The organism is Bacteriovorax sp. DB6_IX (genome assembly GCF_000447775.1).
GTDB lineage: Bacteria > Bdellovibrionota > Bacteriovoracia > Bacteriovoracales > Bacteriovoracaceae > Halobacteriovorax_A.
This window is the reverse complement of the sequence record NZ_AUNJ01000445.1, coordinates 1-11,862: the sequence shown is the minus strand read 5'-3', so window position 1 is coordinate 11,862 and position 11,862 is coordinate 1. Positions and strand designations below refer to the sequence as shown.

Annotated in this window: 12 protein-coding genes, 1 tRNA gene and 1 pseudogene; 11 read left to right on the top strand and 3 right to left on the bottom strand. The window is 37.9% G+C overall.

Translation table 11 applies throughout. The features are described from left to right. The 4 genes and pseudogenes from M901_RS18435 to M901_RS16770 all read left to right on the top strand — a co-directional run. A pseudogene (locus tag M901_RS18435) lies at positions 1 to 116 on the top strand (peroxiredoxin); the annotation flags it as partial. A gap of 19 nt (positions 117 to 135) precedes the next feature. Then, positions 136 to 531: a hypothetical protein gene (locus M901_RS13810; RefSeq protein ID WP_021278819.1), complete on the top strand. Its 396-nt coding sequence runs from the start codon at positions 136 to 138 to the stop codon at positions 529 to 531. Beyond that, entirely contained in the window at positions 461 to 1,180 is a 720-nt protein-coding gene (locus M901_RS13805) for a hypothetical protein (RefSeq protein ID WP_198295407.1), read from the top strand. Before M901_RS13810 ends, M901_RS13805 begins: the two co-directional genes overlap by 71 nt. A 132-nt stretch (positions 1,181 to 1,312) precedes the next feature. Further along, on the top strand, positions 1,313 to 1,987 hold the full coding sequence (locus tag M901_RS16770; protein ID WP_021278815.1) for a TorF family putative porin: 675 nt from the start codon (positions 1,313 to 1,315) through the stop codon (positions 1,985 to 1,987). Positions 1,988 to 2,016: 29 nt separating this feature from the next. Here M901_RS16770 and M901_RS13795 read toward each other — a convergent pair whose 3' ends face one another. Next, the gene (locus M901_RS13795; RefSeq protein WP_021278813.1) at positions 2,017 to 2,589 is read right to left on the bottom strand and encodes an HAD family hydrolase; all 573 of its coding nucleotides are present in this window, start codon (positions 2,587 to 2,589) and stop codon (positions 2,017 to 2,019) included. A gap of 92 nt (positions 2,590 to 2,681) precedes the next feature. Here M901_RS13795 and M901_RS13790 point away from each other — a divergent pair, with 92 nt between their 5' ends. Then, entirely contained in the window at positions 2,682 to 3,221 is a 540-nt protein-coding gene (locus M901_RS13790) for a hypothetical protein (protein WP_034722349.1), read from the top strand. Positions 3,222 to 3,230: 9 nt separating this feature from the next. Next, positions 3,231 to 3,524, top strand: coding sequence for a BON domain-containing protein (locus M901_RS13785; RefSeq protein ID WP_021278818.1), 294 nt, complete (start codon positions 3,231 to 3,233; stop codon positions 3,522 to 3,524). 35 nt (positions 3,525 to 3,559) lie between these two features. Here M901_RS13785 and M901_RS13780 read toward each other — a convergent pair whose 3' ends face one another. Next, on the bottom strand, positions 3,560 to 3,832 hold the full coding sequence (locus M901_RS13780) for a hypothetical protein (protein WP_034722346.1): 273 nt from the start codon (positions 3,830 to 3,832) through the stop codon (positions 3,560 to 3,562). A gap of 171 nt (positions 3,833 to 4,003) precedes the next feature. Between M901_RS13780 and M901_RS13775 the strand changes: the two genes are divergently transcribed. From M901_RS13775 to M901_RS13755, 5 genes are all read left to right on the top strand, one after another. After that, positions 4,004 to 4,696 (top strand): tol-pal system YbgF family protein, encoded by a 693-nt coding sequence (locus M901_RS13775; protein ID WP_157680023.1) that lies wholly within the window; start codon positions 4,004 to 4,006, stop codon positions 4,694 to 4,696. 137 nt (positions 4,697 to 4,833) lie between these two features. Next, positions 4,834 to 6,906 carry a LysM peptidoglycan-binding domain-containing protein gene (locus M901_RS13770; RefSeq protein WP_021278822.1) on the top strand — a complete coding sequence of 691 codons (2,073 nt, stop codon included), beginning with the start codon at positions 4,834 to 4,836 and terminating at the stop codon, positions 6,904 to 6,906. Positions 6,907 to 6,983: 77 nt separating this feature from the next. Next, positions 6,984 to 9,500: a type I DNA topoisomerase gene (gene topA, locus M901_RS13765; RefSeq protein ID WP_021278816.1), complete on the top strand. Its 2,517-nt coding sequence runs from the start codon at positions 6,984 to 6,986 to the stop codon at positions 9,498 to 9,500. Positions 9,501 to 9,511: 11 nt separating this feature from the next. Continuing rightward, positions 9,512 to 10,483 (top strand): DUF368 domain-containing protein, encoded by a 972-nt coding sequence (locus M901_RS13760; RefSeq protein WP_021278814.1) that lies wholly within the window; start codon positions 9,512 to 9,514, stop codon positions 10,481 to 10,483. An 8-nt stretch (positions 10,484 to 10,491) separates the two neighbouring features. Beyond that, positions 10,492 to 10,568, top strand: a tRNA-Arg gene (locus M901_RS13755). Between the two features lie 3 nt (positions 10,569 to 10,571). On the opposite strand, the gene M901_RS13750 is transcribed toward M901_RS13755, so the two are convergent. Then, a partial coding sequence (locus M901_RS13750) for an X-Pro dipeptidyl-peptidase S15 family (RefSeq protein WP_021278821.1) occupies positions 10,572 to 11,862 on the bottom strand: 1,291 nt, incomplete at its 5' end.

The window sequence follows — 11,862 nt, the reverse complement described above, 5'->3', positions numbered from 1 at the left end:
TATTAGAACAACTTTCATTATTGGAAAGGATGGAAGACTTGTACATATTATGGATAAGTTTAAGACGAAAACTCACCATGATTGATGTTCTTGCTTGGTTAAAAGAAAATCTATAATTTTTAAACAGGACGACAAATGAAATTGACTTTAGTTTTAACTCTTCTCTTCTTTCACGTAGCATTTGCTAAAGGGACTTCTACTGGAATCGAGATAATGACTTATAATGTTGAGAATCTCTTTGATGCCGTACACGACAAGGGAAAGAATGATTGGACATACTTACCCTTTTCAAAGCAGAAGAGCCGAGAATGTCAGAAGGTAAAATCAAAATACAGAAGAAATGAATGTTTTGAAACTGACTGGACTGAAAAGAAGGTAGAGTTAAAGCTAAAGCAAATCAGAAAGGTTCTTTTGGAAGGGGAGAGGAAGAGTCTTCCTCAAATCTTAGGACTGATAGAAGTTGAGAACCCCACAAGTTGTTTCAAGGTTGGCAAAGTCACTTGGTTACGAAAAATTTGTGATGACCAATAGTCCAGATAAGAGAGGGATTGATGTCGCTCTTTTGTGGAATCCCTCTAAAGATCTAATTTTTAAGACTTTCCTTGAGCACGAATTAAAAGGTGATTATTTTAAGAAAAAGCCTAGTCGAAATATTCTAGAAGTGGAGTTTCAAGTAGCTAACTCTGAAAGCTTATATGTCTTTGTAAATCACTGGCCAAGCCTTGGGAATCCTGACAATACAAGGGTTCAAGCTGCAACCTTGTTAAAGTCTCGAATTGAAAAACTTCAAAAGGCCAATTCAAAAGCTGGCTTTATTGCGATGGGCGATTTTAATACAATTCCTAAGCTAAAGAAGAAAAGTAAAATTCATCCTTTTAGAGATATCTTTTTAAAGGACTCGATTATGGTGGACTTAAGGGAGTCTTACTTATTGAGTGAAAGTATACCTAAGTCTCTTAAGATGAAGCAGCCTCCAGGAACTTATTATTATAAACGAGGAAAGGTTTGGAATCAGTTGGATAGGGTCTTTGTTTCGAAGAACCTTCTAAGTGGAAATAATCTTAAGATTGATCTTACTCTTTTGAAGTTTATGCTCCATCATTCTCAAGAAAATCTGAGACAAAGGGGTATAAGGGACAACTGGCTCCTTATCGTTTCGATCATAAGGCAAAAACAGTAGATGAGATGGGATATTCTGATCATTTTCCAATTGTATTTAAAGTAAACTATAAGTAACTCATCAATATAAAGTGTTGTCGAACTAGGGACTCTTTCTTAGAATGGAGAGTATAATTTATAACAAGGATAGTTTATGAAGAAGATCTTCTTATTAGGATTAGTTTCTCTCTTTTCTTTTGCACAAGCAACAGAGGTTTCAACATCAGTGGCCGTGACTACTGATTATGTATGGCGTGGTCAAACACAAGGAACTCACGATGCAGCTGTTCAAGGTACACTTGAAGCAAGTATGCATAATTTCACTCTTGGTGCATGGGCCTCAAGTCTTGGGGGTGGAACAGGTGGAACAGAGGTAGATCTCTACCTCAACTATAAGCATGAGTTTAATAATGATATTGCACTAACTATTGGGGCAACTGATTATACTTATACTAGAAACCCTGGAATTAACACAATGGAATATTCTATTGGTTTAGATGTTATGGGTTATGGACTTTATATCGGTTACATCGATGAGTATTTTGGTGCTGACAGCTCTTCAATGTACTACAACCTTTCGAAGTCATTTACATTATCAGAAGAGAAGAATTTAGGTCTTAGTTTAGCTCTTGGTTATACTTCACATGATGATGAAGCAAAAATTGGATCAAAGAGTTATATGGATTACAAAGTTGCGATCACAAGATCTGTGGGACAAATGGACTATGAGTTCTTCTACACTAATACAAATAGAAAAACGATCTCTGGTTCAACAGAGACAGAAGCAAAAGACTCTTCAACAGGGGTTATGCTAACATTCAATATGTAATTATATAAAGGGCCGATTCGGCCCTTTTTTTAGAAGTATTGAATTAGTTCACTTAGACAATCAACCTTAAATTCATGATCAATATCTTTTGATTCATTATGCTCATTAATGAAAAGAGCGAAATCACTCTTGGCATTTTGAGAGGTTTTCTTATCGTAGTGAGAGTCTCCGACGTAGAGTATTTCTGAAGGAGAAATATTCCACTGTTTCGCTATTTCATGAACTCCACTTGGATCAGGCTTTGGCGCACTATTCTCTCTTGTCAGGATAAGCCTAATTGGAATTGAAAGCTTTTCAACGACAAGGTCAGTGACTTCTTTGCAATTTCTTGTTTGTATCGCCATTGGAATTTTGTTTTGTTCAAGGTGATTGAGAAGCTTGTCGGCACCTCTTGTTAGGTAAGAGTTGTGAGCTCCTCTCATTTCATGATCGAGAATGATCTGATTTGCAATAACTTGTTTCTCCTTTGGGAGAGTTTCAAGATGTTCGAGAATTGAGACATCTGCAGGGAAGCCAAGGTCTTTTCTCATGAGAGCAAAATCTAATTTGGTTTCAGCTAGTGTGCCATCGAGATCAAATATTACAGCGGAGTATTTCTTCATAGAGATATTCTAATCTCTTCGGGTTTATCTAACAATGATTTAGAGCATTGAATTAAGTTGTCTAAGATAAAATAAGATTGAATAATAGAGTTATGAAAAAATTCATCTTTTCAACTTTTATGATCTTCTTAGGCCTCTATGGTACTAGCACCTTTAGTGCTCCTGCGATGAGACTTGAAGAAGATTGGCTCTTACTTGCTGGAGCAACAAAGACTTCTCGCTACTTTTCAACTGAGCTAGAGATTTCTTTTATTGGTGAAAAAGAGGGGATAGACTCATACCTAAGTTTCTTCTTACAGAATGTCGACTTTGATTCAAATGATGATGCGAAAATTGTTAATGATGAAAAGGTCTCTGCGGGACTACTTGGAGTTAAGGGAGGGATCATGTATCCCCTGGTGGAGGACTTTGGCCTTGCTCCCCATATTGGATTTGGTTGGTCACGCGCTAATCTTGACGAAGACCCTTGGTTTGGAGAGAGAGAAACTTCACTTGGAAGGACACAATATTTCTTACTCGAAGCGGGAGCTTTCTTCTATTATGATGAGTTTGTAGCAAAAGTGAATTACAAGGTAACAACTTTAAACTACTTGAAGGATAACTTTTCAATCTCCTTTGGGTTTAACTATTAAGAGGTTCAAATGAAATATTTAGTGGCAATTCTTTTTTCATTCGTAATGATTTCGTGTGCATCAACTGGAACTAGTGAGAGTACAGGACAATTTGTCGATTCTTCAGCTATTACAGCGAAGATTAAAGCAAAGTTAGTAGGGGATAAGAGGGTAAGTGCGTTAGACGTCTCTGTTAAAACTTACAAAGGAACAGTTCAATTAAGTGGATTTGTTTCTACATCAGAGCAAAGAAGCCTTGCAGAGGAAATTGCAAGGGGAGTTGAAGGTGTTAAAGAAGTTCAGAATAAGTTAGAGATTAAATAAATTTTTAAGGCCCTGAAGAGGGCCTTTCTTTGTCACTATTTTCTATCGTTATTTTTATCTTGGACAACTTCTTTTACCAGATATTCAATCTGAACTGTTTTTTCTAAATTCGCTAAGAGGTACTCTAACTCGTTGCGTAGAGAAATATGTGCCGTTAATTCGATGTCACGGTGACCTTGGCCCATTGACTCCTCAAGAGTTGAATAGAAGCAAAGACCCTCATTAGACTCCAGTGTGAAGTAGGTAAAGGCCGATTCCTTCTTAGGAACACGAATAACTAAGTGAAATAATTGGTTATTTTCCGACATATATTCTCGCAATTTCTTAAATTTCATTGACTTAATTGCTTTGTAAATTAAAATATATATTAAGACCAGTGCTTTTTAGGTCATGGAGGACAAAAAGTGATTATTTTCAGGAAGAAAATTTCCCTTTTATTAATAATTTCAGCAACTTTATCATTTCAGTCATGCTCTTGGATGAGTAAGAGAAAAGTTCTTTTTGAAGAAGAAGGAAGCTCATCTACTCAAGAAAGTTCAAAGCCGAAGACTGTTAATGGAACTGTACCTAAAGCACAATATGATCAGCTACTTGGAAAGTATGAGGCGCTACTTGATAAAATCAAATCAGCTGAGGCCACAAGTTCTTCTAAAATGGCCAACACACCAGCTTCTCCAAAATCAGATAGTGATATGATTACACAGTTGAGTAAGATTCAACCGCCAGCAGATTTAGCAGAAACCGTTGATGTGTTTGGGAAGAATGGTCTTGCTAATAAAATTCCTGCACCTGCAGCAATGGAGACAACAACTTCGAGAAGTAAATTATCTGATTCTGCACTAGAGCGTCAGATTAATACTCTTCATAAGGCAGATAAACTTGTAAGACAAAATAGAATGGACTCTGCTCTAATTCTCCTTCGTGACCTTGAAGAATCGCCAAACCCACAAATTAAAGTAAGAGCTAAGTACTATTTAGCAGAGATGCTTTTTAGACAGAATGAATATGATCTCGCCATGCAAATGTATGAAGAGATTATTAAGAAGTACGCCTTTTCAGGTTTAGTTATTAAATCTCTGGGAAGACTTATCGTTTGTAGCGAAAAGTTGAAACTAGGGAAGAAGCAAGAAAGATATTACTCAATCTTGCACGACTTTTTTGAAAGATCGTAATTTAGTTTAAGGAACTCGATGGCTTCTAAGAAAGTATTATTTAATCTTTTAATGTTAGGACTTTTAACTCATGGGACAGTTGCCCAGGATGAGTTAAAGGATCTTGAGCTATTAGAAGACAAGATATTAATATTCTCTTGGAAGATGACAAGTCCGGTGTCGACCTTGATTTATCACGTCTCGAAGAGATTGATGATCTTGAGGCCTTAAAGAAAGATGTTGGGGATTCTCTTCCCGATGTCAAACTCTCTCAAGAAAATAAGATGAAATTAGATGCTCTCAATGATGATGAGCAAAGCGAGATTGATGCTCTTTTGGGGACATCTGAGTCTGACCAGAAAAAGGTTTCGGCTAAAGGTGCACCATCAAAAGCTGCACAGGATGCAAGTCCTACTAAGCCTTCAATTAAGCCAGTTATCTTTGATGCAGGAATTGAAGAGAAGAAACTTTTGGATCTGGCTAAGTATGTTGAAAAGAAAATTCCTACCGGTGAGTGGGATGAAATTTCGACTGCCGCTAAGGTTGAGAAGTATGTTGTTCAAGAAGGTGATTGGCTCTGGAAAATTTCTCAGAGACTTTTTGGTTCAGGTTTTTATTACTCTAAAATCTGGTCGATGAACCCTCAGATCACAAACCCACACGAAATTGAGCCAGGGCAAGTTCTCGTCTTTGATACAGGGAGTAGTGAAGACTTCCCTAAGGTTGCCTTTGGACAATTCGATGCTCCAAATGAAGCGCCATCTGAAGAGTCAAAGGAGTTTGTAAAGCAAACTCAAATCGCGGCCCGTGGTTTTGCAAAGTATGGGGATGATGTTCTTTCTCCTTGGTTGATGGAAAGAGAGAAACTGGCCAAACAAGGTGCTTTCTTCCAGTCTCTAACAGATACAAATTATTCTGATGTTCTAGAGATGTCAGCAACAGAGCTAAATGAAGATTATAAGAACTATGATCCACCAATTAGTGAAATTTCAATTGTAGAGCCAGGTGATGCCTATGATGAGGATGGAGTTGATAGAACAACAAAGTTAGAGTTTAAAGTCAAAGAAGGATTTTATCTCAATACATTTTTGACAACGAATCATGTTCAAGACCTTGGAAAGATCGTTGCTAAAAAAGATGAGTCTGTCTACATCCACAAAGGTGAAACTGTTTACATTGAGTTTGATAAGTCTGTTAAGGTAAGACCTGGTGATATGTTCACTGTCTATGAGCCAGAGGGGAAGATCACGCACCCTGTTTCTGATAGAGAAGGTCATAAGTATACAACTAAGGCGCAAGTTAAAGTCATCAGACAAATTGAAGATAAGTGGGAAGCAAAGATTATTGAGCTTTCAGGACTAATTCAAAGAGCTTCTAGACTTACTGTCTATACGCCAAAAATTAATAAAATTTTTAAGACATTTAATAAGAGAACAATCGAAGCTGCCCTTGTGGGAACTTATAGAGACCAAACTGGTGGTATCTCTATGGGTGATGTTATCTATCTTGATAGAGGACGCGTTGATGGAGTTGAGCTCGGTAATGTTTTCGAAATTTATTCATTTAGAGATGAGGGGACAGGAAAGAGAATTTCTAATGACCCAACTTATATTGTCGGAGAGGTTGTTGTTATAACTTTAACAGATAACTTTGCTACGGCGCTTGTCGTTAATAGCAGTACTGACATTGAAAAAGGTGCTGTTGCACTGTCTAAAACAGAAGAAAAAGCCTTGCGCGAAGCAAAACTTAATCGTGGTTTAAAATCTTCAGATATTCAAATGAAGGAGAAGCTTGGTCTAGAAGAGTTAGATGTTGAGCTTAACTTAGACGATCTGAGTCAAGACCTTCTTGAGAGAATTGATGAAGTTCAAATCAATGAAGATGAACTAGAAGAGTTAGAGCGTCAAGAAAGAGAAAAGTCTATTATCAAAGATCATGAAAAAGATCTTAAAGAGCTAGAAAGATTAGAGAAAGAGCTCATTGATGCAGAGACTAAAATTAACGAGAAGAAAGTCGATGAAGACACTTACCTCGAGTCACAAGATCTTGAGAGCATAGAGAAGAACGCACAGAGTAAAAACCCTAACGCATTCGAGTCAATGGATGAAATGGAATCTGAAATTGGTAAGAAGTATATGGATGAAGATTTGAACTCTCGTGAAAATCCTTATGGTCTAACCGAATTTGATCTTGAAGAAATAGATGAATTGTTGAATACTGGGGCCAATTAATCTATCCTATTTTCGGATAAATAGTTCAAATTTAGATAAAACTACTAGATAAGAGTGGTTAAGAGGAGATGTACTCAATGGGTGCAGCTGAAGAAGTAGTCGAAGAGAAGAAAGTTACGAAAAAGAAGACCGCCAAAAAAGCAGCCAAAAAAGCAGCAAAGAAAACAGCCAAGAAAACGGCTAAGAAAACTGCTAAGAAAACGGCAAAGAAAACGGCTAAGAAGACTGCAAAGAAGACGGCAAAAAAGACTACTAAAAAAACAACCAAAACAGGTGCCAAAGACTATAAACTCGTCATCGTCGAGTCCCCATCCAAGGCAAAAACCATCAAGAAATACCTCGGTAAAGGCTACCAGGTTGTGGCCAGTAATGGACACATCAAAGACCTTCCGAAATCTAAACTTGGTGTCGATATTAAAGAAGACTTCGCCATTGACCTTGTCCCAATCACAGGAAAGAAGGCCAAGATCGAAAGAATTCAAGAACTCGCTGCAGATGCTAATGAAATCTTCCTCGCTCCCGACTTGGACCGTGAAGGAGAGGCCATTGCTTTCCACCTTTCTGAGGAGATTGGAAAGAAGAAGAAAATGCACAGAGTTGTCTTCAACGCCGTAACAAAGACTGCCGTTGTTAAGGCCATTGAAAATCCAACTGAGCTCAATGTTAATATGTATGACTCTCAAAAAACGAGAAGGGTCCTTGATCGTCTCGTGGGTTATAAGATCTCACCAATTCTTTGGGATAAGGTGCAACGTGGTATTTCAGCTGGTCGTGTTCAATCAGTAGCTCTTAGAGTTATTGTCGAGCGTGAAGATGAGATTAAAGCATTTGAGCCAGAGCAATGGTTTTCAATCCATGGTGAAATGGAAAAGAATCAAACTCCATTTGAAATTAAGTACTATGGTGAGACGGCAACGAAGAAGAACGATCTGACTGATGAAGCAGAAACAAAGAAGATTGTTTCTGATGTTAAAGATAAAGATTTTAATGTTGTTAGTGTAAAGAAGAAAGAGCGTAAGCAAAATCCTACGCCTCCGTTTACAACTTCTAAACTACAACAGGAAGCGGCCAACAAGCTTGGTTTCACGGCCAAGAGAACAATGATGGTTGCGCAAAAGCTCTATGAAGGGATTGCAACAACCGACTTTGGAACTGTTGGTTTAATTACTTATATGAGAACAGACTCTGTTAGAACTGAGCCAGAAATGCTTGGGAATTTAAGAGAGTTTATTAAAGATAAGTATGGAAAGGAATATCTTTCAGACACTGCCATTGAATATAAGAAAAAAGGAAGTAATAAGGTTCAAGATGCCCACGAGGCCATCAGACCAACTTCTTTAGAATATACGCCTGCCAAGCTAAGAGGTGATCTTGAACCAGATGAGCAAAAACTCTATGAGCTTATTTGGAATAAGTTTATCTCTTCTCAAATGAGTCAAGCTGTTATTGACCAAACTGCAGTTATGTTTGAATGTGAAGGACACTTCTTTAAGGCCAATGGATCAATTATTAAGTTCCCTGGTTTTAGAACTGTTTATCTTGAAGCAGCTGCGGAAAAGAGATCAATCAAAGGTGGTGGGGATGATGATGAGAATATCAAGCCATCAGGAGAGCTTCCACTTATTGATGAAGGTGAAAAACTAAGAGCGAAAGTTAATCCAGAAGAGATTGAACACTGGACTTCTCCACCTCCTAGATTCAATGAAGCCTCGCTTGTTAAGACACTTGAAGAAAAAGGGATTGGTCGTCCATCGACTTATGCCTCAATTATTTCAAATATCCAAGATAGAGGATATGTTGAAAAAATTGAAAATAGATTCATGCCAACTGAGCTTGGGATGGTTGTTTGTAAAATGCTTATTGAGAGTTTCCCAGATGTTATGAACATTGAGTTTACGGCAAATGTTGAGAAACTATTGGATAAAATTGAAGAAGGTGAGATCAAGTGGAAACGCGTTCTTAAGGACTTCTGGAAAGGTTTTGAATTAACTTTAGAAAAAGCTAAAGAAGAAATGAAGAACCTGAAAAAGCAGGAGATTCCTACAGGAATTCACTGTAAGAAGTGTGAGGATGGTGAGTATCTCATTAAGTGGGGGCGTAATGGTCAATTCTTGGCCTGTCGTAATTACCCAGATTGTACTTCGACTTTTGACTTTAAAAAGCACCTTGATGGAACAATTGAAATTCTTCCAAAGAATTGGTTCAGAGATAATTGCCCAACTTGTAATAATAGACTTGAGGTAAAGAAAGGGAAGTATGGACGCTTTGTTCGTTGTGAAGATTATCCTAAATGTGACACAACTCTTCCTTATACAATCGATGTAACTTGTCCAAAATGTAAGAAAGGAAAGTTTGCGGAGAAGAAATCTCGTTACGGGAAAATCTTCTACGGTTGTACGAATTATCCTGATTGTGAAACTGCTGTATGGACAGAGCCAAAAGTTCATGACTGTCCTTCATGTGGTTATGGAATTATGTGTGTTAAGGAAACGAAGAGAGATGGAAAACATCTTCAGTGTCCAGAATGTCGCCACAAGGTTATGTGGGATGAAACACCATTTGCTAAAGAAGAAGAGGCCGAGGCCCACCAATAGAGGTTGTATACATGGAAGTTAAAACTTGGAAAGAGGCTTGGGCAGAAGGTCCAGGGCCAAAATCTAGAATTGAATATATTGTTCTAATGCTTAAGGGATTTCTTATGGGGATCGCGGACTTGATTCCGGGGGTCTCTGGTGGAACAATTGCCTTTATTACTGGAATTTATGAGCACCTTCTTGATGCTATTGCTAGTGTTGATAAGGAATTCTTCAAATACCTTCTCAAACTTGACTTTAAAAATGCACTAGCAAAAATTCATTTGAGATTTATTATTCCTGTCTTTGTAGGGATTGCGACGGCCATGGTTTCACTGGCCAGGTTAATGCACTATCTTATGAATGATCATCCTATTCCAACTTGGGGGATGTTCTTCGGGCTTATTGCAGCGTCTATTATTGTGATTTGGCGTCAGCTAAATAATCACTTTGCACCTAAGAATATGGCCATGATCATTATCGGAGCAGCCGTTGCATGGGTTATTGTGAGCCTTATACCAGTTTCAACTCCTGATGATTATTGGTTCATTTATCTTTGTGGAATTATCGGTATCACGGCCATGATCCTTCCTGGAATTAGTGGGTCTTTTCTCTTACTAATCCTTGGTAAATATGAATATATTACGGGTGCCCTAAAGAATCCATTTGCGGAGGGTTCTCTTGTCTTAATTCTCGTCTTCCTATGCGGAACAGCGACGGGGCTACTTGGTTTTTCTAAAATTCTCAATTACTTTATGAAGAACTTTAGAGAGACAACAATGGCATTTCTTACAGGAATCCTTATCGGATCGATGAAGAAGGTTTGGCCTTGGAAGGAAGTTCTTGAAACAAAGATTGTCCGAGGAAAAGTTCGAGTCTTAAGAGAAGCGAATATCTTTCCGGATCATTATACAACAGAGACGACGATTGCTTTTGCCCTCATTCTTGTTGGGTTTATTACTGTTCTTGTTTTAGAATCACAATCTCGCAAGAGAACAGCATAAAATGAAGTGCGGCCATAGTTCAGCTGGATAGAACGTCAGACTTCGGATCTGAATGTCGGGGGTTCGAATCCTCCTGGCCGCGCCATTTTTAATCTTCGATTTCTTGTCTTTGTAATCTCGCTTTTAAACTTTTAACCACTGGTATTTTGTCACTAAACTGTTCTTTATTAACCTGTACCATAAGGTAGTTTTCCAAACTATTATTTTCAAAGAAAATAGAATTTCCTTTTAATATGTATTTTCTCTTTCCTTTTGTTGCGTCAATTACCCAAGCATTTGTACTTCTTTCTAGCAGCTGATATTCACCAGTTTGAGATTTATATAATGCGACAGCTAGACTAGTTCCTTCTTTGGGGAGGTCGTCTTGGAATTCAATCTCAACTTCATAAAGTCCGTTATAAGACCCTGGAGGAAGTAGAGTATAGTGAATGGCATAGTCTTTCTCAGTATTCGTTGCAAAGTTATCGAGTTCGATATTTGGATCGATATTAATTTTATCACTATCAAATGCTTTCTTTACAGGTTTTCCATCTTTTAAGATAAAAGTCGTCACTTGAGGATAGATATTTATGATCTCTGTAAAGCTTCTGTCTTCCGTTTTCTTCGATAAGATTTCAGTAAAGAGATCATCAAGTGGTTTTGAGTTATGAAACTCTTGATGTGTGACAAGTAGCTTTGGGTTTGTCACCTTATTATAATAATGAATTGTTGAACGACTGACATGATCATTCATTAGACCATAATTGAAGAAGAGCGGAACTCTTGTTTTATTGACGAGTGTAATAAGCTTCGCCTCTTTTTCTCTCATTTTTTCAGTCTGATATTTAGGAATACCAAAACTGTTATCTTCCACATAAGGCTTTTGAGTTTCACGAATGAGTTTAGTACCAATCGCTTGAAGATTAACCCAGTCCCTTGAAGTAAACTTTCCATACGCGGCGTAACCATCATTAACTGAACGAGATGAGAAACCATCAAGTCCAATTGGCGCGCCTAAGAATGCGGCCTTAACCATGGGATCGCCAGTGGCCACTGTTGTCATGGCCATATACCCATCATATGAGAAGCCATGAGCGACAACATCTTTATTCCATTTCTTATCTCTAAGCCAATTTAAGATATTCTTTGCATCCTCTATATCACTTTTAAGATCAAAGTATTTAAATTCTCCTGATGAAAGGTGAGTCCCTCTAGTTGGTTGAATGACAACATTAACTTGTTTTAAAGCAAAAGGAATAACTAGAGTATTGAGAAGGTATTGAAGGCTATTGCCAAAGTAGGGAGTCCTAATGAGAACAGTCGTTCTTGCTCGATCTAGACCATGAGGAATGAAGACGAGGTGATTAAGTGTCCCTTCAGAGTTCTTCGTAAAACCCTGT

What these genes read in the sequence shown, in the direction of transcription:
- M901_RS13795 (WP_021278813.1), bottom strand. Translation starts at nt 2,589, where the DNA reads ATGAAGAAATACTCCGCTGTAATATTTGATCTCGATGGCACACTAGCT.
- M901_RS13790 (WP_034722349.1), top strand. Translation starts at nt 2,682, where the DNA reads ATGAAAAAATTCATCTTTTCAACTTTTATGATCTTCTTAGGCCTCTAT.
- M901_RS13760 (WP_021278814.1), top strand. Translation starts at nt 9,512, where the DNA reads ATGGAAGTTAAAACTTGGAAAGAGGCTTGGGCAGAAGGTCCAGGGCCA.
- M901_RS13810 (WP_021278819.1), top strand. Translation starts at nt 136, where the DNA reads ATGAAATTGACTTTAGTTTTAACTCTTCTCTTCTTTCACGTAGCATTT.
- M901_RS13775 (WP_157680023.1), top strand. Translation starts at nt 4,004, where the DNA reads ATGAGTAAGAGAAAAGTTCTTTTTGAAGAAGAAGGAAGCTCATCTACT.
- M901_RS13780 (WP_034722346.1), bottom strand. Translation starts at nt 3,832, where the DNA reads ATGTCGGAAAATAACCAATTATTTCACTTAGTTATTCGTGTTCCTAAG.
- M901_RS13785 (WP_021278818.1), top strand. Translation starts at nt 3,231, where the DNA reads ATGAAATATTTAGTGGCAATTCTTTTTTCATTCGTAATGATTTCGTGT.
- topA (WP_021278816.1), top strand. Translation starts at nt 6,984, where the DNA reads ATGGGTGCAGCTGAAGAAGTAGTCGAAGAGAAGAAAGTTACGAAAAAG.
- M901_RS16770 (WP_021278815.1), top strand. Translation starts at nt 1,313, where the DNA reads ATGAAGAAGATCTTCTTATTAGGATTAGTTTCTCTCTTTTCTTTTGCA.